This window comes from Lacipirellulaceae bacterium (assembly GCA_040218535.1).
In the GTDB taxonomy this organism is placed as follows: Bacteria; Planctomycetota; Planctomycetia; order Pirellulales; family Lacipirellulaceae; genus Adhaeretor.
The window spans coordinates 674,327-700,440 of the sequence record JAVJRG010000012.1 but is presented as its reverse complement, the minus strand read 5'-3'; the positions used below and the strand labels follow the sequence as shown (position 1 = coordinate 700,440).

The following is a 26,114-nucleotide window of genomic DNA, read 5'->3' as shown; positions in this document are numbered from 1 at the left end:
TGCGAGTGCGTGCTATGCCCCATCGATTGGCCGTTCTGTAGTGCGTTTCACGCAACCTACGAAATCGCGAAACGCGTATTGTTTAGCGTATATCGACGATTCTCTCCTCCCGCAGTCTTGCAACCGCCTCGCCACCGGCTGACAATGCTCGTGCGGTCTGTTGAAGGCCGTCTCTATATTGCGGCTACATGGCCGTCGCTTTTTGTTTTGTGGGAGGGTAGTTCGTGTTTCGTCGATTTCTGATTGCCTCGTGCTGCGCAGGCTTAACGCTGTGCGGGTCGTTCTTGCCGTCTGATGCTGGCTATGCGCAGGTGACCTACACGGATCAGGCGTCCTTTTTAGACGCTTCCGGCTCGACGGCAGAGGCGGAGATCCCTGCTAGCGGCAACTCGACCACGCAAGTTGTGGGCGGGATGACGTTCACAGCCCATGCTCCCTCGACGTTCTCTTGGAACTTTGCGGGTACGGGTTCGGGCATCATCCCGGGTCGCGATTTGGCGATCAGCGGGGATGAAGAGTTCAACATCGACTTTGCCGCCCCGATCACCAGCCTTGGGTTCGAGTGGGTCGACGTTGCGGATGCGCAGGATACCTCTTTCGACGTGACCTTCTTGACGGGCGGGGCTGGAGGCACGGTTGTCGACCTGGTCAACTTTGCAGGGCCGGAGAACTTGTTGAACTTTCAAGGCTTTGTCGCTTCGCAACCTTTTGATCGAATCGAAGTGCGAGAAGTGGGTGACGATGGGGCAAACGAGTTGTTCGGCCAGTTCTACACAGGCGCTTTGGCGAAAGCTTGGACGAACGTTGGAAGTGGCAACTGGGATACGGGGACCAATTGGACCGGCAGCGCGGTGCCCGCGGCGTCGGACTTCGTCGTTATCGCTCCCTCAACGGCAGTGACGGTTACGGGACCGGCGGGGACTTCGACCGTCGCTCAACTGACGATTGATAATCAAGGTGGGTTTGAGACCGCGTTGAACTTGCAAGCCTCTGGCACGCTGAATGTCACCGGCGATACCAACGTTGGGGTTGGCGGAAGACTGCAGCTTCAGGCGGGGACGACTTACAATCCGGCCGGCGCGACCAATCTGAATGGCGGCACGCTGTCAGTCGAAACGATTACGCAACTCAGTGGCAGTCCGGCGTTCAATTGGAACAGTGGAACGCTCGAAGTGACGGGGGCGGGGGGACTTGCCGTCGCGAACAATGCACAGCTTGGGCCAAACCCGATCACGATTGATGCCGGGAAAACCCTCGACGTGACCGGCGACATCCAAGTGAATAGCCCGGCGATTGTTACGGTGAACGGCGGCACGGTCAACGGGGCCAGCCTCACGCCGTTTCTAGGAACAGTGAATGTCAATGGCGGCGACGTCAATTTGACGGGTGCCTATACAAACACCGGAACCACCAACATCACCGGCGGACAGATCACGGCAAATTCCTTTGACACGAGTGCGGTCGCATTGGCCTCCTACAGCGGCGGCGAGATTGTCGTAGATGGGGGAGCGTTCACGCCGTTTGCCGGATTGGCAGACTTCACTTTGCAAGGCGCGAATAACCCGACGCTGACGCTCAACAACGGTGGCAATGCGGCATTCGCCGGGGTGCTGAACGTCTCTCCCAATGCCAGCCAAGACGGAACTCTGAATATCAATAGCGGCAGTACGGTTTCAAACACCGATGCCAACGTGGGGAGCATTTCTTTCAGTTCTGATGCGATCGTGAACGTCGATGGTCCGGGGTCGACTTGGAATATCAATGGAATTCTTGATCTGGGGCACGGCAACGTCAACGATCAAGATGCCAATCGGGGACGCGACCAACTGAATGTTTCCAACGGTGCTGAAGTCAACGTTACGGGGATCGTTGAAATTAACACGACGGGTCGAGTGAATCTTGATGGCGGGCAGATCACCGCGGGAGGCTGGGTCCGAGGTGCTGATAGCATCTTCGATCACACCGGTGGGACGCTGACCATTGATGGAGGCGACTTCGGTTCTGGCTCAAGTACTTTCACACTCGACGGGGTAAACCGACCGGAAATTTTTCTCACGAACAACGCGACGCATACCGGGGCTAGCGTGGATGTGCGTCACGCTGAGTGGACGGTTGAAGCGGGGTCGCAAGTCAACACGACTGATCTCGATATCTACAATAGCGGCACCGGACTTCCGGCAAAGGTTACCGTCGACGGGTCGAGCTCTCAGTGGTCTCTTTCTCAAACCACTGCAGGCACTTTAGATGTCGGCATTGTCACGGATGGCGATGGAGAGCTCACGATCTCCGGCGGCAGTGCGGTGACCTCGGCAGGCGATCTTCGCGTCGCTGCGAGCACTAGCTCCACCGGCACCGTCAAGGTGCAGGGTACGGACTCCCGGTTGTTGATCAATTCAAATACCGTTGATTCTTATATCGGTGGTTCGCTTTCCTCAGGGGTCGGTGCGACCGGGCTTATGGAAGTCACTGATGGCGGCGAGTTCGCGGTCGCGGACGATCTGTTCATCGGTAGCGTCAGTGGAGCCAATGGCATGCTCAAAGTTATGGGTGCTGGTTCCCGTGTGAGAGTTGGTGAAATTGCAGGAGGAAATGACGATTTTCTCGTTGTCGGAAACAACGGAGTCGGCACCCTCGAGGTCCGCGATGGTGGCACGCTGCAAGCGGAGCAACTGTTTGTGAGTAACGACACGACCGGCGTGGGCAATGTGATTATCGATAGCTTGAACACGCCAGGTGCGAACGTGACGATCACTGGCATCGCCGACATCGGCGATGCGAACAATGGTTCGATGACCATCTCCAACGGGGGAACGCTGACAACAAGCAGCAGTGGCAACTTTCGCGGCAGCATCGGATTCGGCTCGGCTTCGGACGGGTCGAGCGTGGTGATCGACGGTGCTGGATCGAAGTGGACCCACATGGGGACCGCAGATTTCTCGGTGGCCCTCTCTGGCGGAAGTGTCGGAGCTGCCAACGAAGTGACCCTCGACATCACGGGGGGTGGCGCGCTGGATGTCGCGGGAAGAATTCTGATCGCCGACTCGACGAACTCTCGCGGCGTGGTGACGGTCAGCGGTGACGATGGCAACGGCAACGCTTCGAGGATTGATGCGGGGACGGACCTTTTCGTCGGCGATCAAAGTGATGGCTTCTTGAACATCGAAGCGGGTGGCGTTGTCGAAGCGGCACGCGACTTTCAGATCGGCGGCTTCGCCAACGGTGATGGAGTTGTCACCGTGACGGGGGCCGGTTCGCAACTGATCTCTCGCAGGCATACGGCACTGGGCGACTCGGCAGCCTCCGCAATGGCGACCGGTCTGGTCGAAGTGAGCAATGGGGGCGTCGTGCAAACTGATAGCGAAGCGCAGATCGGCAGCCTTGCGATGGGCTCTGGCACGGCCAACATCAACGCGGGCGGAACTTGGAATGCGAATTCGATGTATGTCGGTGGAACGAGCGCCAGCAATGGCGGTGCAGGTACCGTGAATGTGAATGTCGGCGGACTGCTTGATGTCGAGACCGAATTGAAACTCTGGGATAATGGCTCGGTTCATCTCAATGGCGGCACCATCGAAGTTGGCACTTTGGATCTGTCCGATCCGTCGGAGCCGACTCAGCAGAATTTCAATTTCGTGAGCGGAACCTTTCGTTTTGCCAATGGAGCGAGTCTCACAGCGGAAACGCTCGACGACCTGCTAGGCCCGGGCGTCCCCACTTTGAGCAGTGGCCAGCACTTAGAAGTCGTGAACACGGCGACGATCGACAGCGACTTGCGACTCAACGGTGGGACCCTCTCAATCGGGTTTACGACCAAGGCGAGTATGGACCGTGTCGATTTCGATTCCGGGACGTTGAACATCACAGGCAACGGCTTCACGGTGACCTCGGGCGGCCTGTTCGGGAGCAGCCTGGTGATCGACGAAGACCAGGCCGTCAACACGACGCAGATGAATGTCAACGCCGACGGCATTTTGAACATCACCCGCGGGTCTTTCTCTGCAAACCTTGTTTTCAATTTTGGCACAATCATCGTTGCTGAAGGAACGGCCGACTTTTTATCGACAGGGCTGATCAATAACGGGGACTTGGTCCTCGTGGATGCGACCACCAGCGGCACGATCACTAACAATGGCCATCTCGAGATCGTCAATAGCGTTGCGAGTGGCAGCCTCAACTTGCAGGCGGGCAGTTCGTTGGGAATGGATGTCGAGAGCCTGAGCGATTTCGACACGCTAACAGTCGGCGGCAACTTGTCGCTCACTGGCACACTCGACCTCGACATCAACAGCGCTCTCACGTTGAGCGAGGGCGACTCCTTCGAGCTGATCGACATCAGCGGCAACCTGATCGGCGAGTTCGCCAACTTTGGCGACGGCGATCTGGTCGGCACCTTCGACGGCACGGATCTGTTTATCGATTACGATTATGAGAACGACATCATCGCCCTCATCACCGACCTAGGCTTCGCCGCGGACACCGAACCCGACGGTGACGTAGACGGCACGGACTTCTTATCGTTACAGCGCGATGATGCTTCGCTGATTCCGACTTGGCAAACCGAGTACGGCAGCGTTGCGTCACCCGCTGCAACGCAGAATGTACCGGAGCCGAACACGCTCAGCTTGGTATTGCTTAGCATAGCAACGCGTACTTTTCGGCGGCGCGGTCTGTAGCAAGCCCTAGCGCAGAACTGATTCGAAGTCGGGAACACCGCCCTCTCTCGTTATCTCGTGGAGAATTCACACGTTTGCGCACTTTCATTAGGAATTCACGGCTCTGGCGCTTCTTATGCAGTTGTGTGTTTCTTAGCAGCATGGGTGGACCGGCCCGCGGAATCCAAAATCGTTGCGGAGAGCTAATAGGCTGACTATACTCCGTCGGCGTCTGCAAATGATTACTTTCGTTACGAGCGGAGCGTTTTGCTTTCTCGTTGGCTGAACTTACCACGTACCCGGGGGAAGAATAATGAAGCGATTTCTAGGGGTTTTTGCATTAGCCACTGCCGTAATTGGCACGAATATCTCTGAGGCGACCGAGCTATTCCGAGACGCGCTGGAAAGTAGCGTAGGTTGGGGGGTCAATTCAACCGGCGATACTTCAGCAACCTTTGGCTTCGACTACAGCGTTAGCAACCTTTCAATTCCTGAGGCACCGAACACCCAAGTTGGTGATGCGTCGACAACGGGACTCCTCGCCCAGGCTAACATTGTCTCGCCGGCGGCTGGTGAGAGCTTCATCGCGTATCCGATCGGTGAGAGCTTCTCGGGTAGCTATCAGCTCCGCTTCGACGCCTGGATCAACTTCGACGCCGACAACTTTTACAACAATGGTGCTGCAGGCACGACCGAGTTCATTGGTGGCGGTCTTGGCTACAACGACACCGATAATAACGTGGGGTCAGGTGCCCAGATCATCGCCACTGGCGAAGGTGGCTCGGGCAGCGATTGGCGGGCGTTCGCCGACGGAGCGTTCCTCTCGACCGGCGAGATGGTCGCTGGAACTAGAAATGGCTTCGATCCTTACTATTCAGATTTTCTTCCCTCGGTTTCGCCCCCTGCCGGCCAAGCCCAGACGGCTCCCGGCGATAGCATTGCTGGTTCCCCAGGCTTCCAGTGGGTCACGTTTGAGGTGAATACTGCTAACGGTAAATCGGCGGTCTTCATCGAGAAGCCAGGCGGAGACCGACTACACATTACAACCATCAATCGAGACGGCTCGCGTCCGTATACCTCGGATGGAAACATCGGCCTGTTCTATGCTGATTTCTTCTCATCGGTCAGCAGTGCACCCCAAATGCAGTTCGGTTTGTTCGACAACGTTGTGGTCACTCAGATCCCAGAGCCTATGACGGCTTCGCTGATCTTGGTTGGCTTGGGCTTAGTCGCCGGCTGCCGTCGCAGGTAAGGTCGGTTGCAAAGAGCCGAAGACTTTTTTCGGTATTGTTCTATTACACAGCCACGGAGCTTTCTCCGTGGCTGTGTTGTTTTTTGAGTTCCGTCTGACGGTTGAGCGTACGGTTAAAGTCTCACTTGCAGCCCGACTTGGCTGTAATTCCGGGAGTGCTTGCTAATTCTTTCGTTCCACGTCGTTCAGTCGTCTTTATGCTTCGACACGCAGTTTTTTTGGGCTTTCTTGCGAGAAGCAGACCCGACGGCAATAATGATCGCCGAACAGAGCAGAAGGCTCCGCCTGCACTTTCGCTCGATTTCTTTGGGGAATTCTCATAGTTACGCAACTCTGGCGTGGCTCGCTGCGCTCACTTCTTGGACTGACCATTTTCTTTTTGGTCACTGAACCATCAAATTCTGCTGAGCGGTTTTGGATTGACGATAACGGCGGCTTCTTTACGAGTACTTCAAATTGGTCGGCAACCGACGCCGATGCCGAAGAACGTGGCCTGTTGCACAATTTTTGGTCACTTTCATCGAGACGACTCTCTACTGCCGAGCATGTAACGAGCGCCGCCGCTAACCCCGCCTCCGGCGGATTGGTCGCTGTTGCGGCAGTCGTGGCCCTAAGTGCCCATCGCGCTGATTGTGGCGGTAATGCCGGGACACCAGCGTATGCCGCTATTTAGGTTCTTTCGTGTCAAAGCCCTCGCTTGACGAACTTCCAGGGATCCGGCTCCTCCCACCATGCGTGACCTATACTTCCCGTGGAACTTTCTTGCTGTCCAAATTCCCAGCGGATAAGTAGCAGTTTATCGCGACCAAGAAGAACGTAAGGTGAGCTCGATGTCCACGACTTTACAAAAGGACCAACGGCAGAAGCTTTATGTCGATGCACGCACGCAGCGGGCGTTGGCGCTCAGGATGGTGTTGCATTGCCTTTGTTTTATGACCGTGGGCGGCACCGTTGCTGCCGTGGGGCAGTACCTTACCAATCCTATTGGCGACCGCGGCGAGCTGACAACGAAAATCCTCACCAACTTTTCGCTCTATGCTCTAACGTTCGTCGTGTTGCTACCGGCTTTGCTACTCGACTCTTTCCGGCTCAGCAATCGCATTGTCGGTCCGGTCGATCGGCTGCGGAGTACGATCAAGACTTTAGCGCGGGGCGAAGCGGTCCCGCCACTCAAGTTTCGCCAGAGGGACTACTGGCAAGACATCCCGGAGGATTTCAATCGGCTGCTCGCACGTTTGGATCGTGACGCATTTGACAGTGAAGAAGGTCACTGCAAACAGGTGGACACCGCAGAGCCTGAAAACGACGAGATGCCTCTCGCTTTGGCGGAGGTCTCGGGCTAGACGGGAATCACCGGCCGACCAACCACATCCCTGGAAGATAAATAATCCTGAGCAATGATTAGCGTGTTGAAAAAGCGACGCAGCAGACGAGGGGCCACGGTCGTGGAGTTCGCCCTAGTCGCGCCGCTGTTGTTCCTAACGCTGGTTACCACCATCGAAGTTGCGCGGGCACTGATGACCACGCACAGCATGGAGGAAGCGGCCCGGTCAGGCTGCCGCGTCGCGCTGCTTCGCGGGGCGACGACCAGTCAGGTTGAGCAAGAAGTCGACACGATTCTCAGACCGGTCGGAATTTCCACCTACACAGTGCAGCTGCAACCCATGAACCCCGCCAGCGCACCTCGCTGGTCGCCGCTGACCGTTACCGTAACAGCCACGTTCGATGACATGAGTTGGTTACCGTTGCTGAGTTTCTTCAACGGCAAGACCTACACAGCGACCTGCACATTGCCAAAGGAATACTCGACCGATTAGCGCTTCGGCCACCTGCCTTGAACCGGCTGCCGCTTCGCGGAGCACTGCGAGACAACAACTTTTCAGAGAACCTCTTCGTATGCCAACACAGCCAACAATTGATCGACGCGACCGACGTGGCGCCACCATGCTGCTTGTCGCGTTTTTGCTTCCCGTCTTGATCGCGATGGTCGCCTTCTCAGTGGAGATTGGCCGTATCTATCTGGTGCGTTCGCAATTGCAAACGGCCGTGGATGCGGGGGCTTTGGCTGCTGGGCTACAACTGCGCGAAGACCCCGACGATGTCGACGCAGCTCTGGCCGCGGGCCTCGCTTTTGTCCAGCAGAATCGCGCCGGGGCGTTTGTCACCGTCCCTGAAGAGGCGATCACGATCCAAGCAGGAAATTGGAGCTCAGCAACACGTTCCTTCACGCCAGGTGGTAGCGTGCCTGATGCTATCCAAGTGAGCGGGACGCTCGACAAAGAACCGTTGTTCTTTGGCAAGCTCATGGGACTGCACACCTTTGCCGTGCCGCGGTCGGCCATTGCCATTGGCAGCGGCAACCCGATGGACATTATGATGACGCTTGATCTCTCCGGTTCGATGGCGGCGCAGGGCCGAATCCAAGCGCTGCGTAGTGCTGCCCCCCACCTTTATTGATGTGTTGCGGGATGTGGGCGACAACGACCGCTTAGGCGTGATGGGGTACGGCGCTATCATTAGCAAGTACAACCCCAGCTCCCAGGGGCATGGCGGCGTTTCGTATACGCTCGCCCCTTCCTCGTTGTATCCCTCGAACGACGAGTGGTGCGGCGTTCTCGAAGCTCCCCTTACCTACGACCTGAATTACATTCGGAACAATGTGTTGAATTCCAGTACGTTGTTGGCCAACAAATACAACGGCTGGACACCCGTCGGCGGTGCGCTACGAGATTCGGCCCACTACTTGAGCCAGAATGCACGAAGTGGTGTCGAGCGGGTTATCATCCTCATGAGCGACGGCCGCGCCAACAAACCCAACGGCAACGGACCGGGGTACGCCCTCGACATGGCTTACTATGCCAAGGGCTTGAACATTAAGGTCTACACGATCAGCCTAGGCAACGGCGCCGACGAAGATCTCATGCAGCAGATTGCCGACGTTACCGGTGGCGAGCATTTTCGCGCCCCCGGCGGTTCGTCGGGGACACTCACCACCGGGCTAACCGACGCTTTTGCTCGGATTGCCGATGCCATGAAGCAGACCCAGCTTGTGCAATAAAAGCGGATGTTACGAGGAATGATTAGAGGCAGGATCATGTTTCAAACTAGCCATCAACCACCCCAACGCCGCGCCGTGGCTGCCACGGAGTTTGCCGTGGTGTTGCCGCTGATCGTGATGCTTGTTTTGGGAGCTGTCGAAGCAGCTCGAGCCGTGATCGTGTCGCATGCCTTGCAAGAAGCCGCGAATGCCGGCTGTCGTGTGTACAGTGTCGAAGGCACCACGCAAGCGAACGCTTCGGCGATCATCAACACGGCGATGTCGAATGCGGGACTGACAAATCACACAATTGTCTTCAACCCGAGCTCGAAGGCCGCGGTCGACGTTCCCCTGGAACCGATCACGGTGACCGTGACCATCCCTTACTCCCAGGTCGCCTGGCTGCCGCCGAACTTCCTGTCAGGAGCAACCCTGCAAGGACGTTGCGTCATGCCCGCTGACATCGACCGAAGTGACGGCGGCGATACGAACGGCTATTTTGATTCCGACGACGACCAAGAAAACGATGGCAACCTACGGCACGAGAACAGAGACAGTTCGGGCGGCGGTGACGATGATGACTAGCTGCGAAGCCGTCGGCAGCACAGAAGTCCGCTCGCAAAAACCAGCAACCCAACCGCTGAAGGTTCAAGCACGGCATAGAAAACGGTAAAGTACGAACCGGCCGGGAGGTCGAAGTAGTCGTCAGGTCCGGCCCCAGGGTTCGTCGAGAACAGGCGGATCGACTCGGGGGCCATCCAGCGCACCGGGCCGACATCGGAACCGCGGAGTGACTGACCGCCATCGTTGCCGAAGAGGAGAAACTCGCCATCGCCCGAGGCGTAATTCCCGCTGGTGGTAGTGACCAGCATGTTGCGCGTCGCGATGTCTCGATGCACGATTCCTTCGCGGGAAATGGTGGGTGCTTCGCCCAGGTTTAATGAATTCGAAGGAAATCGCTTCCACGCCGCTGGCGATTTGAACTGGAACATTCTCTACGGCACGAACAATGTTGTTCTCGAAATCGCTGCCGGATCGTCCACCGACACCGAACCGGACGGCGACGTCGACGGAGCGGACTTTCTTGCGCTTCAGCGTGATAACCCTGCGCTCATTCCTTCTTGGCAAACCGAGTACGGCAGTCCCGGCGCGCCGGGATCACTCGCGTCTTCGCAAAACGTGCCCTAGCCCGGTGCGATCTGCCTTCTCCTGCTGGCCTCCACACTATTTCCTTGTTTACGAGGCGGAGCAAGGTTCTAATAGACCACTGGAGCAGAGCAGGCATTACCTATTCGAATTCCGAATTCTCGGTGTGGGGGTCTGCGATGTACCATTCTCAAGGGACGAAGTTCGTCTTCTTATCAGCCGTCATTCTCGTTCTTCTGGGAATGGCTCGTCCGGCTTGGGCCCTAACGTATACCTGGACGGGCGACGCCACTGGTAACGACTGGGATGAAGTCGACTTCGGTTTCCCAGGTACGTCGAATTGGTCCGGCGGCCCGGCGGGTACTTTTCCGGATTCGAACGACGTTGCCGTGTTCAATACGGGTGGCGTAGGGCCGATTAATGTTCAGCTCAATGGAAGTCGCACGATCATCTCGGCGACCTTTAGCGGCTCGTCGTCGGTGACGTTGTCCGAGTCGCAACTGCGGCTCTCCAGTGGCGATTTGACGGTCAATGGCACGTCGGCCAATTACAACATCAACAGCAGCGTGCTTTTGCTGACTAGTGCGCAGTGGAATATCGTCAATGCTCCGGCACGGTTGACGGTCTCTGGACCAATTTCCGGATCAACGTCGCTCAGCAAAACAGGGAGCGGTCGGTTGCGACTGACCGGAAACAATACTTACACCGGGACGACTTCAGTCACTGGTGGCATTCTAGAAATCGGATCAGGTGGGACGACTGGCTCGATCGATGGCAATCTTTCTAATAACGCCACAGTCACCATCAACCGTTCCAATCCTTATCTCTTTAGCGGCGTCATCAGCGGCAATGGCACGCTCAATAAGCAAGGGGCCGGGTCGTTGACGCTGTTGGCCAATAACTCCTTTAGTGGAACCACAGTCTTGACTGGCGGAACTTTGAACATTGGTAACGGCGGCGGTAGCGGATCGATCAATAGCAATATCGTCAACAACACGAGTGTGACTTTTAACCGCAGTACAAGCTCTACCTATGGCAGAACGATCAGCGGTAGCGGCACCGTGACGAAGCTGGGCAGTGGAACGCTTACGTTGACAGGAAACAACACCTACGGTGGGACAACGATTGTCTCCGCGGGAACCTTGAAGATTGGCGATGGGTCGACCGGTTCAATCACTGGCAACGTGAACAACTTATCTGATGTGATTTTCGACCGCGACAACAACGTAACCTACGGGGGCAATATCTCGGGGACTGGCGCCGTCGAGAAGCAAGGAAGCGGCACGCTTACGCTTACTGGGAACCACACCTACAGCGGCGGAACAACGATCACCGACGGAACTTTGCAGATTGGCAACGGCGGATCGACAGGGGCAGTCAGCGGCAACATCCTCAATAACGGAAACCTAAGGTACAGTCGCTCTAGCTCGATAAGCAACGGTGGGCAAATCAGCGGAAGCGGGACGGTCACCCAAGCAGGCAGCGGAACACTTACGCTCACGGGAAACAATACCTACTCCGGTTCGAACGATCTTCTCAGCGGTCTTGTTTCTTTCTCTGGACTTGGAAATCTCGGGCTCTCGTCCGCAGAGATTCGAGCCCTCGGAGGCGATCTTCGATACACCGGCAGCAACCAGCTTGCCAGCAGCCGCGCGTTTGAAGTGACCAACGATTTCGACTTCGAAATCTCCAATCCTAGTGCGGAATACATTCTCGCCGGGACGCTCTCCGGCACGGGTGTGCTGACCAAGTCGGGCCTAGGTACGCTCACGCTGAATGGCAATGATGTCGACGGGAATAACAAAGTGATTGAGCAGGGGACTTTGCAGATCACCGGGCAAGGGACTACTGGGGGAAACATCGAGAACAACGCCACGCTCGATTTCGACCTCGTCAATCCCGTCACGTTCGCGGGCGTCATTAGCGGTACCGGGAATCTTGAGAAGAACGGAACGGAGCGGCTGACGCTCTCAGCAACGAACACTTATACGGGTGCAACCGCGATCAATGCGGGGACCGTGGAGATTGCCGATGACACTAGCTTAGGCGCAGGAGGAACTGTGACCCTGGAAGACTCAACGACACTCAAGGTCACCGGCAGTTCGACAGCGGCACGCGGATTCTTGTTAACGGGCTCAACAGGCACCTTTGACATCGACTCCGGTCAAGCTTACACCGTCAACGGCGATCTAGGCGGCACGGGCCAACTCATCAAGAGTGGCGACGGAACACTCGTCCTCAACGGCAACAACGACTACGCGGGCGGAACGCTCGTCAGCGCTGGACTGCTTGCCTTGAACGATTCGGCCTCCGGTGGCGAGGGGCCGCTTGATATTCAAGGCGGCGAAGTGAGCGTCACCGGTAACATGTCGATTGGCGTAGCGGGTGTTATTTCACCAAGCAGTGTGACGATTGCCTCTGGGGCTTCGTTGACAACCTCGGCACTGAGCCAAACCAACATCGGCGCGCTGGGCTCGGTGAGTCTCACCGGCGGAACGATTGATTCGGAGCGTGTGAATCTTCAATTCGGCGGACAACTTTCGGGCAATGGTTCAGTGAACGCTCGCGTCTTGGCTGCTACCGGCTCAACGATTATGGCTACCGGCTCCCTTGCACTCGGCGATGCGACTTCTAACTCAGGCTTTTACTCCAACGGCGATGTGCAGATTCAATCCGGCGCGACGACGCTGCACGATGCCAACGACGCGGTGTTCGATTCGGGCGCGAACGTGACGCTGGGTAACGGCAGCGGTGGATCGGCAAATCTAATTGCCAACAATGGCCTGACGCTGGACTTTGGCGGGAACGTCTCAGGCTTTGGCACCATCGACACGCCGGATAACTCGGCGACGCCAGTCATCAATAACGGCAACATCACGGGGAATTCATTGGCCGAGCCGATCACGCTCACCGGCTTCGTGAAAGGTGTCGGCACTTGCGATAACTGCAACATTACGGGGACCGACTCGCCCGGCTTTTCGCCCGCAACGGTCAACCGTGGCAGCGTTAGTTACAACGGCACACTAGAAATTGAACTCGGTGGCACCGGGCAGGGCGAGTTCGATCGCTTGGAACATATCCTCGGCGCAGGCATCGCCGACCTGGGCGGTACGTTGGAGGTTTCGCTACTTGGCGGCTTCACACCGGTAGCGGGCGACACCTTCGAAATCATCACGGCCACCAGCGTGCAAGATGTGTTTGCTGTGGAGAACTTTCCCACGCTTGCAGGTCTGGAGTGGAACGTCCTCTACGGGTCGAACAACGTCGTGCTGGAAGTCCTCGCGGCACTGGCTGCCGACACCGAGCCGGACGGCGATGTTGACGGGGCGGACTTCTTGACGCTGCAACGTACCGATCCGTCGTTGATACCCAGTTGGCAAACAGAATACGGAACAACGGCCTCGCTGGCGAGTTCGCAAAACGTGCCGGAGCCGAGTGCTCTTCTACTCCTTATCAGCAGCCTTTATAGCTTTTCTTGCCTGCGGCGTTCTGCAAGGTTCTAATTGTTGCCTAAGCGGAGCAACGGCCCTAGCCAGTATGTCTCGAGAGCGGGGATTTGTGATGAAATTTTGCCTTACTATTTGTCGCGGCATTGCACGCTGCGGAGTTTTCATCCTTTCGATTATCGCCGTTGGTTCGCTGGCTGGAGGGGACACCTTTGAGTGGACGAACCCTACCAGCGGTGTGTTCACCACGTCTACGAATTGGACCAATATCACCGGTACTGACTCGGCCCCGCCAAACGCGGGCGATGTTGCTCGCTTTAACGAAGCGGGAACGTACACCGTGACGATGAGTCTGTCTCCGGTTGCCAGTGATCTTTTGCAAGTGACAGCCGGGGACGTCACATTCAAAGAAAATGTTATCGGGTTTGGCATTTTCAACCTGACGACTGGGCAAGCCGATGCCATGATTTCTGGCGGCAATCTCACCCTGGGAACTTTCAATGACCCTTCGCGATTGAACATTGGCGACGATCTTTCCGTTGGTGGCGGTAGCTCCCTGAATGTGAACTTCGCTAGTCGCGTCGACGTCGGCGATGATGTCTTTCTGGGGCTGGGAGGCAATGGCACACTTATTTTGGACGGCAATAGTTCGACGCTGGACGTTTCCGATGGAGTGAGCATGGGTTCCAGCGGTGGGATCGGCACCCTAACGTTTCAAAACGGAACCACGGCTAACCAGATCGGCGGATTGCTGCGAATGATTTCCGGATCGGGAGTTGCAGGCAGTACGGGGCGTGTGAATGTTTTGTCTGGTTCAGCAGTCGATACCGCCAGCATTGTTGTCGGCGATTCGAATTCTGGTTCAGTCGTTCAAGAAGCGACCATTACGGTCAACGGCTCCGGATCGCTACTCAATATGACGGGAGCTTCGACACTGACTATTGGTGATGATGTCAACGCTAACATCACCGCCCAAGTGCTGATCGAAAACAACGGAGTCCTCAACACCGGTACTGGGAATATTCTTATTCGAAACTCGGGAAACCTGAATGTTAGTGGCGGCGGCGATGTCAACGTCAACGGGTTGTTGACGCTAGATGGGGCCAGCGTGGATGCAACGATTACCGGCACCAATAGCACGCTCAACGCCGCGGGGCAGAACATCATCATGCGCGATGGAGCCGATCTCAGCGTTGAAAGCAGCGGCAATATGACGGCAGCAAACTTGACCATCGAATCTGCCGCGAGTGGAACTTCCTCGATTCAAATTCTCTCTAGCGCCACCGCAGACGTGGCCAACGTCTCGATTGGAGAGTCCGGCACTGGAACGTCACAAGCTTTCTGGGAGGTTGGAGCGGGAACTAACGTCACTGCGGATAATATTTCTATCGCGACGACGACTTCAGCGACACGCAGGGGTGCGTTGCAAATTGACGGGACGCTTTCACAGAATGGAAACGCGACACTGAGCGTTGGAGCCGACGCAGCCAATCTCGGGCAAGGTGGACGAATCGATCTCTTCGACGATGGCGTACTCAACACCGGTACAGGCCTGACAAGAATCGATAATACAGGACTCATTGTCAGTTTCGGCGGTGCGGTCAACTTCAACGGCGATGTGATCGTCGACAACGGCACTTACGAAGAAAGTCCTGGCGGCGATGCCACGCACACACGTGCCAGCGGCACATCGTTGACCATTACCAATGGCGGGTTGTTCATTACGAACGTAGGTTTTCTCCGTGCTGAGGGCGGAGGTACCGTTACGCTGGATGGTGCTTCTTCACAGCTAAGTTTCACGACCCCATTCAATTCATTGTCGGTAGGAGGCTTTTCTGATCCGACCTCCTCGACACTGACGCTAAGCAATGGGTTCCAGCAGACAGTAGATGCTGTATCCATGCGAGCACAGCAGACCGGCCAGGTAGCCACGCTCAACGTTCTCTCGGGCGCCGATCTCATCATTGACGGAGCAAGCCAATTCAGCCTCTTAGGAAGCGATACCGGCAACGGACAAATCCTCATAAACCTTGACGGGCCTGGCTCCAATCTAATCGTGCAGGAAGTATTCTCTGCCCCAAAACTAGGGCAGGATTCAGGTATGGGCACCACAGCTGAAATGAACATTACCAATAACGCCCGCTTCACGAGCGATGATGAAGGGCTCATTGTCAATCCCCTGGGAACCGTTCAGCTTGCGAATGGTCGGATCGACATGTTTGGCGACTTGCTTGTGCAAGGAGGGACCTTAGCAACGACCTCAGGGACCGACGGAGTGGTCAGCCTCTCCGGCTTTGCTGGAATTGGCGTTGAAGTCACCGAGGGTGGAATGGTCGAACTGAACCAATCAGTATTCGCGTTAGATGGAAATCGACTCGTCGTCGACGGACCGGGCAGTTCTTTCAGTCTGGACAGCTCGGATATCAATGACGGGCAAATCTGGATGTCATCCTTCACTGGCACGCCTGATGCGGAGATTCGCCTTTCAAATACAGCAATGCTCGATGTAGGGATTCTTAATATCGCCACCGCTGGATCCGGTAATGAAGTGAACCGAGTTAGTATTTCCTCGGGTAGCACCGCGACCACTAGCCACCTGGGCGTCGGGACATTCATTACTGATGATGGCGCAGGCTTTTTCGATGTTAGTTTCTCCCATGCGGCTGACCTGACCATCGAAGGTCCCGGGTCGAGTCTCACCGTACGTCCCGGACACGATGCCTACATCGGATCGCCGGAAATCGATGCCGTCACCGACGGGCGCCTCGCGACGGTGACGCTGACCGATGGTGGCGAGCTGAACACTAGCGGCAGCGATTTGTTTATCACTCACGCAGGCATCGTTAACTTAAATGGCGGCACCCTCAACGCGGGGACAATCGACTACGACATACGCGGCCAATTCAATTTTAATAGTGGCACGCTTTCCACGACTAACTTGCTACGCATTGATAACGCGGAACTTCTCGGTCCTGTGGTTGATCTTACCGACGACAAGCACCTTGCCACGACGAGTAGCACAATTGTCAGTTCGATTGGTTCGCTGACGCTCAACGGCGGCAGTCTCACAACCAGCAACCTGAGTGTTGGGACCAATGGCATTCTCGAGTTCAACGCCGGGACGCTCAATCTAACGGGTTCGGACATCACGGTTGGCGCTGGCGGATTACTCGGTGCGACAGTTACTCTGGGTGCCGACAAGACCTTGTCTGTTGGCGGGGATGCATTTCTCAACGCCGAAGGGCAGCTCGACATGGAAGGAGGCTCATTCGCGGCCGACAATTTTGAATTGTTTGGCCATTTCTCATTCGATGGAGGCCAACTCAATATCAACAGCCTCATTGACGTGAAATCAAGTGGTCGCATCTTCGTCAAGCAAACGCGTAGCTTGGTGTCGCCAGTAGATATTGACAACGGCGGTCGCATCGAACTCCTAGGTAGTGGTGCGAGACTGCAGGGAAGTAGTTCGCTGAACAATGCTGGCTTAATCACAGGTGACGGCCAGATCGACATGCCGTTGTCCAACTTCTCCAGCGGCGAAATTCGAGTTGCATTTGGCAAGACGCTCTCGCTCACCGGCGCCCTCGGCAACAACCAAGGTTTAATCAGCCTTCAAGGCGGAACCCTGGAAACGTCCAGTTCGCTAACCAACGCGGCAGCCGGTAACATCGTGGGTCGCGGTGCTCTGAATGTCGGCGGAGCAGGGCTCACCAACCAAGGCGATCTCGCTCTTTCCAACGGACAGACTGACGTGTTCGGTGACCTGAATAACGAAACCACCGGACGCGTTATCGTCAGCGGTAATGCGGACGTGACTTTCTGGGACGACGTGGCTAATACGGGGACATTATTCAATGTTTCAGCCGGCTCGAGCGCTACGTTCTTCGGCAGTGCGGGCTTTGGTATTTCTGGCGGTGGCGATGTCTTTTTTGAAGCCGATGTGACCCCCGGAAGTAGTCCCGGATTGGAAACTTTTGGCGGCAATGTTCATTTCGGCATACTCTCAATACTAGAAATTGAGATCGAAGGCCTCACTTCTGGGAGCGAATTCGACACGCTCGACATTTCCGGTATGGCGACGCTCAATGGAACGCTTGACGTGTCACTGCTGAGTGGCTTCAATCCGACCAACGGCGATAGCTTTGAAATCCTCGCTGCAGACGGCGGCATTACAGGGACCTTTGTTCAAGAAATTCTTCCCGCACTTAGCGGCAACCTCGAGTGGAACATACTCTACGGCACCAACAACGTCGTGCTGGAAGTGCTCGCCGCACTCGCCGCCGACACCGAACCGGACGGCGATGTCGACGGGGCAGACTTCTTGACGTTGCAGCGCAATAACCCGTCGCTGATTTCTGCATGGCAAACCGAATATGGGACGACGCCGTCGCTTGCATCTTCACAGAATGTGCCTGAACCAGCGCCGGTCGTCTTCATCCTTTTAATGTTTGCTGTTGTTTCTCCCTTACGCATAGCACGACATCTCTGAGCAGTTTTCCTCCCTCGGCAACCCTAGAGGAGTGTTGGTCTCATGAGTATTTCCAACCTATCACACTTCAAGGTGAAGGTAACTTTTGTCGTTGCGGCGGCAACGATGCTCGTCGTAGCGGATGCTGAAAGTGCACCGCTCGACCCGCGGGACTTTTCATCCTTGGGTGCTTTTCCTTCGGGTGATTTTACGATCGATACCGATGCGCTGACTTTCGACGGGATTCCAGGAGGCATTGTCGTTCCGCAAGGTGGGGACGCGCCAGACATTGCTGTGTTTGCTTTCAACGGCGGGAGCACTTTCGCCAGCGGAGATTCGATCACGGTTGTTGGCGATAAGGCGCTCGCGATTCTGTTTCAAGGCTCGGCGATGCTCTCGGGGACGATCGACGTTAGTGGTAGTGATGGCTCGGAACCGGTGCCCAACGTCGTTACCGGCTTGCGGGGACTGGGCGTTGCGGGTGGAGGAGATGGTGGCAATGGCGGACCGTTTAGTTCGGAACGCGACGGGATCGGTCCAGGGCACGGCGTGAATGGGTCGAACAGTGCGTCGGTCAGCGGCGTTGGTTCAGGTTCCGGGGCCGGTTTCGGCACGGGCGGAGGTCGCGGTGGCGTTGCGGTGACCGAACGCCCGGGCGGTTTGCCTTATGGTGATCCGCTACGCGACTTATTGTTCGCTGGCAGTGGCGGCGGTGGGGGCGGCGGACAAAGTACAACTCGGCTGGGAGGTGGCGGTGGAGCCGGGGGCGGCGCGCTCGAAATCGGCGCGCTCTCAACGCTGGACTTCGCCGGTGCAACCATTCTCGCCAACGGTGGCGACGGAGCGAACGGTTTTTCTGATGGCGGCGCAGGTAGCGGCGGCGGAATCCTCGTCCACGGACAGTCGATTGCTCTTGATGCGGCGACTCTCATGCAAGCCAACGGTGGCGATGGCGGAAGCGGAGTGAATGTCGGAGGCTGCGGCGGTGCGGGACGAATCGAACTGCTCCACCACCCCAGCGGCACGTTCGAGAACTTGGGAACGATCGAAGTCCTCGCCGGCTCGGTCAACGGCGACTGCATTGACGGCGAGCACGTTGTTGTAGCAACTCCCGAGGTGGGTGTGCCGGAGCCGGCGAGCTTGCTGCTTTGTCTAGCGGCCCTCGCACTTTTTATTTGCCCTCAACGCAAGCCCCGGGTTGCTAGTATCGTTCATTCGCAGCTTGCGGCAGAGGCTCGGAGTTTCAGAGTCGACTGAGTTTTTTGAAAGTTGAGATCGATGAAACGTATCACATTATTATTGACTACGTTATTCCTACTGACGTCTGTCGTAGCTCGGGCACAGATATTCACAACTTCGGCTCTTACGGGGGACGTTGTCGAAGGGGAAACTTTAACCAATTTCTCGCAATTCGTCGCGCCGCAGATTCTGACAAATGGCCAGACGGTCTTCACGGCGAACACGGCCGGGGGCGAACAGGCGATTGTTGCTCAAAACCAGATCGCTTTCCTCACCGGTTCTCAAGTTCCCGGCGCCGCCCCAGGGGTCACCTACGACGTGTTTGGCACCCTGATCGCGAACGATCAGGGTGATCAGGCCCTTCTCAGTTTGTTTGATGGCGCACCAATTAGCTCGGCAAACGATCGTGGCATCGTCATCCGTGAGGGCGGCACTTCCGACCTTGCCATTCAGAAGGGGGACTCCGTGGCTGGCACCGGCGATACCTGTGATTCGCTCAGCTTAATGAGCTACGACTCCGCCGGCGATGGCACCTTTCGTTGCACGCTTGCATCCTCGGGAGAAACGTCAATTTCCTACCTTCCGCAATCGGGCGGCAGCCCTGAGCAATTGATTACTCAAACGGGGGTCACGGTCGACTCGAACCAGGTCGTCGAAGTCAATTCCGTGACCACCAATGCTAGTCGACGGTTGGCTCTTTATCTCCGTAAGTGGGCCCCTGTCGTCACGGGATCCGCGGCACTTGATCTGGCTGGTCGCATTCTTCCTACGACCACCGGTTTAGTCGAATCCGGCGACAGCGGTTTCGGCTTGCCTGCGGGGACGACGGTAAAAGACCTATTCGTTCCGAAGGTCAACGATGCTGGCCAAGTGACTGTATTTACCGAATACCAAGGCTTCGTCAGCGGCACGAGTGTTCATCAGTTTCAAATCGACGACACAAGTATTTCAAGCGGACGGTCGATTGCCAAGACAGGAGATCCGGCCCCGGGCTTGGTCAATCACGATTTCAGTTTCTTCAGTGTCTTTGATGCGAACGAGTCGGGTGACGTGATCCTAGTTGCTACAGCAGAAGAACTGGGGGGCGGTTTCGTCGACGGAGTTTGGTATGAAGACACAGGCAGAACACTAACCCTCGCTGGGCACAATGGACAGCAGGCGCCCGGGCTCGATCCTGGGGTCGTTATGACGCAGATCGCGTTTCCAGCGTTCAACGATCAGAACCAAGTTGCTTTTAAGTCGCATCTTTCCGGTCCCGGCGTGAACTTTTCGCAGAATGATGAAGCCCTGTGGGCGACCGACCTCAACGGCGATCTGCAGATGGTGGTTCGCAAGGGCGACCAGTTTGATGTGGACGACAATTCGAACACCGAAGAACTCCGGACGATTACCGCCATTGCGCCAATTCTCAATAGTGCTGGCACGGGCGGTTCCAGCACCAGCTTCAACGATGCGGGGCAGCTTGCCTTCACGCTTTTCTTCAGCGACTTCACGTCAGGCGTCTTTGTGGCTGACCTGTCGGGTTCTTCTTCAACGGATACGGACAACGATGGCGATGTCGACGGCCTCGATTTCCTTTCGCTCCAGAGAGACGATCCGCCACTGATTCCTACTTGGCTGACGGAATACGGTAGCGGGGCCAATTCAGTCGCTGAAACGCAGGCTGTCCCTGAACCGAGCGGCTGGAGGCTTCTTTTCGCAGTCTTTGCCACGGTAATCCTCGGACGACGCTCGCATTCATAACGTTAGGCGATTCTGGATTTAGTAACTATGCTGATGGGTATGAATATTTTCCGACTAACGCAGCTTTTTCTTGCCCCTTCCTTTATCCTCGCTCTCTGCGGCTCTGCAACTGCTGTCGATACCGTCTTCACGATCGACGAGCAGCAGTCGAGCCTCACGATTGAAGCTTCCACGGTTTTTATCGTTCCTTTCAGCGATACCGATACGCAAATGTTGGGCGGGACGATTGATACGACTCTCGACTTCGGAACCGCGGGTGGGTTTCCTGCGATGGCGGACTTTACTGTCACGGGGGCGGAAGTCTCGCCGCTCAGTCCTTTCTTGTTCACTTTAGGATCACCTCCCACTTTTGGTGTCAATGTTTCAGTGAATGATGCGGTGGCCGATGTGACAACGCCGAATCCGCCAGCCACCTTGACGATGCTCGCCACCAGCGCGATTCAGTATGAGTTCGATGCCTCGGAGTTTGACATTACTCTCAATCAAGGAACCGTGGTTTCCACGGGTGCCGTGAATCAAACGATCAATTTGGCAGACTCACCGGTGATCGGTAATGCATCGCCTGGAACCTTAGGGACGATTACCTTGACGCCAACCGGAATGGCGGGGGCGCTAACCATGATCGATGCTCTTTTGGAATTACCAATCCAGTTCATTGAGGATGTCGATGTCGATGGACAGATTGTAACGCTCGATGTTGACGGCACTGTCTTTGCTATCAGCAGCTTCATGGTAAATCTTTCTCCGTCTGCTGACGTCAACAATGACGGCACGATCGACGGGTCGGACTTTGTGCAAATTCAGCGGGACGATTCTTCGCTGATTCCGCAATGGCAGAGCGACTACGGCACCGCCGGCTCTCAGGCTGCGACTCAGCCGATTCCGGAACCCGCGGGGGCTTTGCTCCTTCTCGTTGGAATGTGTTGCGGAGTAGCCCGGCGACGTATTATCTATCGCGGGTGCAAATAAACCTTTCTTGCGTTCTTCGGTCTGGTTTCGCTAGACTCTGAAACTGGCTAGAAGCAGTTTCAATAGCGCATCAGCCGCCGGGCGTTAGCCCCCGGTTACCTGGAAAACCGGACGCTAACGCGTTGCGGCTGATATTTTGAGAAGGCTTCCAATATTCCTTGCGAGAAGTCATTCCTACCATGCTTCCACTTCGTCATCTCTTTGTCAGTATCTGCTTCTTGTCGATAGTGCTGGTGGCCGCGTGCCAGCGGGCTCTCGCGGTGCAGTACGTGATACCGATTACGGAGCTCACAGGGGTCAACGCTTCGAACGACTTCTTCACCCTCTCGATTGATCTGGGAGAAGCGTTTCAAGAGATCGACGAAGCGACGGTGCAAATCACAGGGACGCACACGCCGGGGCTCTATGGCGATCTGAATGAGCCCGGACAGTTTCCCCTGCCCGCGGACATCTTCGGTAGTTTTCAAGGCGAAACCACCGGCGAGTGGGCTTTCGTCGAAGAGATTCTGCCGTCGGTTGGAGGGGAGTTTACCTATGAGCAAACTTTCCGCACGAGTCGGTTCGCCAATGAAGGGCCTGACTACTCTGGTTGGCTCGAAGGAACTGCCGAGTTCCAGTTGAGCTTTATCTCGCCGCCGTTGTTCGCGACCACATATATCGTGTCCGATCCAGAGGTGCAGATTGCAAACGCGAGTCTAATCATCGAGGGCCGGAGCCAACTTGATGCCCAGTCGGCAGGCGTGGATTTCAACCTGGATGGCGAAGTCGACGGACTCGACTTGCTGGGGCTACAACGAGTAGATCCTGAGATGATTCTCGAGTGGCAAACGGACTACGGAGCGCTTAGCTCTCAGGCTGCGGCTCAGGTGGTTCCGGAACCGTCGGCTCTGATTCTTCTTGTTGCTGGTCTTGCGGCAGTTGCTGCCCGTCGGCGGACTTGAGCCTCGCGAGATAGTTTTCTACGTAGATCGGAAAGTCCCGTTTCTCGCGGCTCTTGTGCTTGGGTGGGTTTGGCAGGCGAGAGTAGAAAAGATTGCCAGAAGTGTAGGCCTCCATCCGCCAGCGATTGCCTTCGCCCTTCATTGTGAAGGTACCTTCGGTGTAGCTACCAAGCTTACAGCGGTTGACGACCTGGATTTTTGCGATGTCGTCATTGATGCGAATGTCGTCGATGCGGACGATCCCCAGGAGCATGTCTTTATCGTGCTGGAGGTGATCGTAGTCGGAACCCCAACTCTGTGAGGTGCGATAGTTGTCGCGAAGTACCTTCGCTCGATAAGGAAGCAGTTGTTCAGCGGAAGTTGCCCGGCTGGCTGCTTTGCGGAAGGCCAGCAGGCAGTGCAGCGGCGAAGGAGCTGCGGCTGCGTTGAACTTTGGTGCGACGGGCTGACGCGCGGCTTTGGCGGCACGTTCGCGTTCGAGTTCGGCGTGAAACTTCTCGTACCGTTTGCGAGCGGCTGCCGCTCCCTTTTCAAAGCTACGACTCGACGAACTACTCGAGGAGAACTTCCGTTTGTGCTCCGCCATTTTCTGTTTGTGTTCCGCCATCTTTCGCTCGTGCTCTCGCTTCCACTCCGGCGAACCAACCTTCGGTGCGGCGTGGACGCACTTCGCCACGCCAAATACAAGAAACGTAGCGAACAGAAGTTGAAAGACTTTGCAGGACATTGAAGTCATCGATTCCTCTAGACCATGAGAACGAGGAGTGAGCGTAGCATAATGAAGTCTAGGTCAGGAATCGTTCTTGAGAGGCAACCACGGTGATGCAGAAACGCGACATGCCGTCGACTGAGCGGAATTCTTGGACAGGATTTACAGGATCAACGGGATAGAGTTTCTTGATTTGATTCTTAAGAATCCGTTCGGTTATTCGCGTGACGGCACTGTCAACAAAGAATTCCTTCTATTGGGGGGTGTCGAAAAAGGCTTGCTTGGAGAAGGTCGCATTTGCTATCCTGCGGATGGGAAATCAGGGCCAGCATCGAGGGGCGTCGTGCTGTGGGATGAAGATCATGAAGCGCTTTTCTTGGGTTGTGGTGTTGGCCGTTCTGGTCAGCAGTTCTCTAGTTTCGGCACCGCGAGCTGAGGCGCAGCCGCCCGACCGATTAACGAGCTACCGCTTCTTGCCGCGGCATAGCACGCTCCGACAAACCGGCGGTTTTGCTGGCTGGGAAATCGAAGCCCCCATCTACGGCACGTTCGATTTCATCGAGGGCTGGCGCGATTTGGGTCCTTGGTTGCCAGCGTTCGAACCTTACGCTGAGTTCGCGAACGTCGATGCGCTCTGGCTGCACCCCGCGGCCTTTCCAGGGATTGATCTTGATGCCACGCTTAACTTGAGCGGGCTGGATGGAACGCCGCTACCCGTGGGTGCGCCTTTCGACGTTTACAAGTTTGAAGGCGTTGAAGGTCAGGGTCAGCCGATGAGCTTATTCGCTGCGAAGATCGGCCGTTGGCTCTACATGCGCGGCGAGAACGAGCCGGGTCCCGGCACGGCGGATTTCTTTGAGTACGATATTCGCGCCCTGGCCAGAATCCGCCCGTTCGCTGATCTCGACGGTAACGACCTGGTCAACGGTGCGGACATCACGATGTGGCGCGACCATTTCGGCCAAGATACCGTGGGCGATCTCGATGAGGATGGCAGCACAGCCGGCAGCGATTTTCTCGCGCTCCAACGCCAACAGGGTGAAGCCGTGCCCGATATGGCAGTGCTCGACGCGACATTGGCCGCGGCATCGGCCTCGATTACTGCGGTGCCCGAGCCGGGGACTTTGGTAATAGCCGGAGTGTTGTTGATTCTGACGGGGAGTTACGCGCGTCGACGCTAGAAAACGAGCGTAAGCCCTAGAACAGCGCTGTCTTGAACGACGTTCCGATCGCTGACCGTGGTGATGTTGATCAGCGGGGCAAAGCCGCTGCTGCGCACGTATTCAAAGGTGCAGAGGGCATTGTTGCTGACCTGCATCCCGAGGCCTATCACCAACTGTCGGTTGAACTCGAACTCGGTGCCGCGGTCGCCTTGGATGCCTTCGCTCCAACTCACGGAGAAGCGGCTGGGCACTCCGAGGCAAGTTGTATCGTAGGCCCCCTCGGTGCGGTAGGCTCGTACTTCGTGGTTGGTGACTGGCCAGTCATCCACCGTCGAGACGAACTCCCCCGCGAAGGTGAACGCGCCGATTTGCAGGAGCGCATTTAAGTCGTAAGCGGAGTTGCGATCACCCACGACGGTGGCGTCGATGTGTTCTGCCACATTGCCATCGTAGATAGTGCCCAGGAGAAAACCGCCACCCAACTGCAGCTGCACTTCATCGCTGAAGGGAAGTGTGTAGATGATGTTGGTGGCCAGATTGTCGAGCTTCCCTTTTTCTTTCGAGTCAGCCACTCGAATCCCACGACTTCCATTAACGGCCTGGGCCGCAATGTGGAATCGCTCGCCCGCGTAGCCGACACCGATCCCTTCCGACAGTGCACCGAAGTAATGCCAAGGCACCGCTTGGGTAAAAGGGCTGAGGGTGCCCATGTCGCCGAACGAGAGATTCTTCTTACCGATAAACGCATACCAAGGAGTCTGCGAGAGATCGCCAATCACTGCGTACGCTTGGCGTGTTTGCAAGCTCCCCTGGTTGAATGAAGGGAACGTGAACACGTCAGAAAAGAGCAACTCGCCGTAGAGATTCACCCACGAACCGGCATGCACCGCGGCCCCCATGTTGGCTTGCAGCAAGCGAGCGTCGGTCGCGCTGTTGCCGGCAAAGTCGGTCGGGAAGCGACCCAGGTAAGGAAACTTGTCAGCCGTGTTCGTGCCGGCTGCTAGCAAGGAGAACCGCCCCTGCCCACCAAGCACAACGCGAAGTTGGTCGCCATCCCAGTTCTCATGATTCAGCAGGAGAGCCACTTCTTTGGAGTTCTGCCGATTCTGAAAATCGAGCATATAGCGAAACAGCTCGGTATCCGTGCGGACCTCGATGCTTGGCGAGCTACCCGTTTTCAAGGGTGGCTTACCAAGGATGGATTCCTGGGCGTAGGTTCCGGAAGCGGCTAAGAAAACAGCCACTGTCACGAATACATAGAGATTACGTAACGGCAAACGCCGCAGTGGAGAGTTCCCGCGCATGATGCTAGCAAACGATGAGTGGCAGAGAAGGTGTTTTGCCGGCTC

19 protein-coding genes are annotated in these 26,114 nt (G+C 56.4%); 16 read left to right on the top strand and 3 right to left on the bottom strand.

Annotated features, from left to right (window positions below):
* Positions 1–224: 224 nt before the first annotated feature.
* From RIB44_16965 to RIB44_16930, 8 genes are all read left to right on the top strand, one after another.
* Complete coding sequence (locus RIB44_16965; protein ID MEQ8618264.1) at positions 225–4,673, top strand: hypothetical protein; 4,449 nt, start codon at positions 225–227, stop codon at positions 4,671–4,673.
* A gap of 292 nt (positions 4,674–4,965) precedes the next feature.
* Complete coding sequence (locus RIB44_16960; GenBank protein MEQ8618263.1) at positions 4,966–5,904, top strand: PEP-CTERM sorting domain-containing protein; 939 nt, start codon at positions 4,966–4,968, stop codon at positions 5,902–5,904.
* A gap of 379 nt (positions 5,905–6,283) precedes the next feature.
* Positions 6,284–6,577 carry a hypothetical protein gene (locus RIB44_16955; GenBank protein ID MEQ8618262.1) on the top strand — a complete coding sequence of 98 codons (294 nt, stop codon included), beginning with the start codon at positions 6,284–6,286 and terminating at the stop codon, positions 6,575–6,577.
* Positions 6,578–6,734: 157 nt separating this feature from the next.
* Positions 6,735–7,247: a hypothetical protein gene (locus RIB44_16950; protein ID MEQ8618261.1), complete on the top strand. Its 513-nt coding sequence runs from the start codon at positions 6,735–6,737 to the stop codon at positions 7,245–7,247.
* A 54-nt stretch (positions 7,248–7,301) separates the two neighbouring features.
* Entirely contained in the window at positions 7,302–7,721 is a 420-nt protein-coding gene (locus RIB44_16945; protein ID MEQ8618260.1) for a TadE/TadG family type IV pilus assembly protein, read from the top strand.
* A 79-nt stretch (positions 7,722–7,800) separates the two neighbouring features.
* Positions 7,801–8,361, top strand: coding sequence for a pilus assembly protein (locus tag RIB44_16940; GenBank protein MEQ8618259.1), 561 nt, complete (start codon positions 7,801–7,803; stop codon positions 8,359–8,361).
* Entirely contained in the window at positions 8,339–8,962 is a 624-nt protein-coding gene (locus RIB44_16935; protein ID MEQ8618258.1) for a VWA domain-containing protein, read from the top strand. Before RIB44_16940 ends, RIB44_16935 begins: the two co-directional genes overlap by 23 nt.
* 36 nt (positions 8,963–8,998) lie before the next feature.
* Positions 8,999–9,526, top strand: a complete 528-nt coding sequence (locus tag RIB44_16930; GenBank protein ID MEQ8618257.1) for a pilus assembly protein — start codon at positions 8,999–9,001, stop codon at positions 9,524–9,526.
* Here RIB44_16930 and RIB44_16925 read toward each other — a convergent pair.
* Positions 9,523–9,813 (bottom strand): hypothetical protein, encoded by a 291-nt coding sequence (locus tag RIB44_16925; protein MEQ8618256.1) that lies wholly within the window; start codon positions 9,811–9,813, stop codon positions 9,523–9,525. The genes RIB44_16930 and RIB44_16925 overlap by 4 nt on opposite strands.
* Positions 9,814–9,826: 13 nt before the next feature.
* Between RIB44_16925 and RIB44_16920 the strand changes: the two genes are divergently transcribed.
* The 7 genes from RIB44_16920 to RIB44_16890 all read left to right on the top strand — a co-directional run bounded on the left by RIB44_16920 (position 9,827) and on the right by RIB44_16890 (position 22,893).
* A complete protein-coding gene (locus tag RIB44_16920; GenBank protein ID MEQ8618255.1) occupies positions 9,827–10,129 on the top strand; it encodes a hypothetical protein in 303 nt (100 codons plus the stop codon).
* 137 nt (positions 10,130–10,266) lie between these two features.
* Complete coding sequence (locus tag RIB44_16915; GenBank protein MEQ8618254.1) at positions 10,267–13,590, top strand: autotransporter-associated beta strand repeat-containing protein; 3,324 nt, start codon at positions 10,267–10,269, stop codon at positions 13,588–13,590.
* Between the two features lie 58 nt (positions 13,591–13,648).
* Positions 13,649–18,022: a hypothetical protein gene (locus RIB44_16910; GenBank protein MEQ8618253.1), complete on the top strand. Its 4,374-nt coding sequence runs from the start codon at positions 13,649–13,651 to the stop codon at positions 18,020–18,022.
* A gap of 42 nt (positions 18,023–18,064) precedes the next feature.
* On the top strand, positions 18,065–19,258 hold the full coding sequence (locus RIB44_16905) for a hypothetical protein (GenBank protein MEQ8618252.1): 1,194 nt from the start codon (positions 18,065–18,067) through the stop codon (positions 19,256–19,258).
* A gap of 21 nt (positions 19,259–19,279) precedes the next feature.
* Positions 19,280–20,983 (top strand): hypothetical protein, encoded by a 1,704-nt coding sequence (locus RIB44_16900; protein ID MEQ8618251.1) that lies wholly within the window; start codon positions 19,280–19,282, stop codon positions 20,981–20,983.
* Positions 20,984–21,010: 27 nt separating this feature from the next.
* Positions 21,011–21,952 (top strand): hypothetical protein, encoded by a 942-nt coding sequence (locus RIB44_16895; GenBank protein MEQ8618250.1) that lies wholly within the window; start codon positions 21,011–21,013, stop codon positions 21,950–21,952.
* Positions 21,953–22,131: 179 nt separating this feature from the next.
* Positions 22,132–22,893: a PEP-CTERM sorting domain-containing protein gene (locus RIB44_16890; protein MEQ8618249.1), complete on the top strand. Its 762-nt coding sequence runs from the start codon at positions 22,132–22,134 to the stop codon at positions 22,891–22,893.
* Here the strand turns inward: RIB44_16890 and RIB44_16885 are convergent.
* A complete protein-coding gene (locus RIB44_16885; GenBank protein ID MEQ8618248.1) occupies positions 22,796–23,620 on the bottom strand; it encodes a hypothetical protein in 825 nt (274 codons plus the stop codon). The two genes, RIB44_16890 and RIB44_16885, sit on opposite strands and share 98 nt — an antisense overlap.
* Positions 23,621–23,964: 344 nt before the next feature.
* Here RIB44_16885 and RIB44_16880 point away from each other — a divergent pair, with 344 nt between their 5' ends.
* On the top strand, positions 23,965–24,783 hold the full coding sequence (locus tag RIB44_16880) for a hypothetical protein (protein ID MEQ8618247.1): 819 nt from the start codon (positions 23,965–23,967) through the stop codon (positions 24,781–24,783).
* Here the strand turns inward: RIB44_16880 and RIB44_16875 are convergent.
* Positions 24,780–26,069: a hypothetical protein gene (locus RIB44_16875; GenBank protein ID MEQ8618246.1), complete on the bottom strand. Its 1,290-nt coding sequence runs from the start codon at positions 26,067–26,069 to the stop codon at positions 24,780–24,782. The two genes, RIB44_16880 and RIB44_16875, sit on opposite strands and share 4 nt — an antisense overlap.
* Positions 26,070–26,114: the final 45 nt, after the last annotated feature.

Excerpts from the sequence above, each read along its gene's own strand:
- RIB44_16960 (MEQ8618263.1), top strand. The coding sequence starts at position 4,966 with ATGAAGCGATTTCTAGGGGTTTTTGCATTAGCCACTGCCGTAATTGGC.
- RIB44_16950 (MEQ8618261.1), top strand. The coding sequence starts at position 6,735 with ATGTCCACGACTTTACAAAAGGACCAACGGCAGAAGCTTTATGTCGAT.
- RIB44_16945 (MEQ8618260.1), top strand. The coding sequence starts at position 7,302 with ATGATTAGCGTGTTGAAAAAGCGACGCAGCAGACGAGGGGCCACGGTC.
- RIB44_16940 (MEQ8618259.1), top strand. The coding sequence starts at position 7,801 with ATGCCAACACAGCCAACAATTGATCGACGCGACCGACGTGGCGCCACC.
- RIB44_16930 (MEQ8618257.1), top strand. The coding sequence starts at position 8,999 with ATGTTTCAAACTAGCCATCAACCACCCCAACGCCGCGCCGTGGCTGCC.
- RIB44_16925 (MEQ8618256.1), bottom strand. The coding sequence starts at position 9,813 with ATGCTGGTCACTACCACCAGCGGGAATTACGCCTCGGGCGATGGCGAG.
- RIB44_16920 (MEQ8618255.1), top strand. The coding sequence starts at position 9,827 with ATGTCTCGATGCACGATTCCTTCGCGGGAAATGGTGGGTGCTTCGCCC.
- RIB44_16915 (MEQ8618254.1), top strand. The coding sequence starts at position 10,267 with ATGTACCATTCTCAAGGGACGAAGTTCGTCTTCTTATCAGCCGTCATT.
- RIB44_16910 (MEQ8618253.1), top strand. The coding sequence starts at position 13,649 with ATGAAATTTTGCCTTACTATTTGTCGCGGCATTGCACGCTGCGGAGTT.
- RIB44_16905 (MEQ8618252.1), top strand. The coding sequence starts at position 18,065 with ATGAGTATTTCCAACCTATCACACTTCAAGGTGAAGGTAACTTTTGTC.
- RIB44_16900 (MEQ8618251.1), top strand. The coding sequence starts at position 19,280 with ATGAAACGTATCACATTATTATTGACTACGTTATTCCTACTGACGTCT.
- RIB44_16895 (MEQ8618250.1), top strand. The coding sequence starts at position 21,011 with ATGCTGATGGGTATGAATATTTTCCGACTAACGCAGCTTTTTCTTGCC.
- RIB44_16890 (MEQ8618249.1), top strand. The coding sequence starts at position 22,132 with ATGCTTCCACTTCGTCATCTCTTTGTCAGTATCTGCTTCTTGTCGATA.
- RIB44_16885 (MEQ8618248.1), bottom strand. The coding sequence starts at position 23,620 with ATGTCCTGCAAAGTCTTTCAACTTCTGTTCGCTACGTTTCTTGTATTT.
- RIB44_16880 (MEQ8618247.1), top strand. The coding sequence starts at position 23,965 with ATGAAGCGCTTTTCTTGGGTTGTGGTGTTGGCCGTTCTGGTCAGCAGT.
- RIB44_16875 (MEQ8618246.1), bottom strand. The coding sequence starts at position 26,069 with ATGCGCGGGAACTCTCCACTGCGGCGTTTGCCGTTACGTAATCTCTAT.